The sequence below is a fragment of the Bacillus sp. FG16 genome, from assembly GCF_057809515.1.
Genome location: NZ_JBMDKC010000381.1, coordinates 1 through 362, shown reverse-complemented (window position 1 = coordinate 362; position 362 = coordinate 1). Strand labels below are relative to the sequence as shown.

Below are 362 nucleotides of genomic sequence, written 5' to 3'. Positions count from 1 at the left end.
AAACGTGCGTGGTGGCAATATTATGATACGCTGCCGAAGATGGTTCATACGATTATGAGTATCGATGCAACATTTAAGGATGAAGCAGACAGTGACTTTGTGTGTATTCAGGTGTGGGGGAAGAATGGGGCGGATATGTATTTAATCGATAATCTCAAGGCACGTATGAACTTCCCAACTACATTACAAGCCATACGTAATATGGTGAGGAAACATCCGAAAGCACACGCTAAATTAGTGGAGGATAAGGCGAATGGACCAGCGATTATTTCGATGTTAAAGAATGAAATAGGCGGTATGATTCCAATGAATCCACAAGGCGGGAAAGTTGCACGTGTGAATGCAGTTTCACCGTATATTGA

The 362-nt window shown here is 42.3% G+C and carries 1 protein-coding gene; it reads left to right on the top strand.

The features are described from left to right. On the top strand, positions 1 to 362 hold a 362-nt coding region (terL, locus tag ACODS7_RS32845), incomplete at both ends, for a phage terminase large subunit (RefSeq protein ID WP_488828759.1).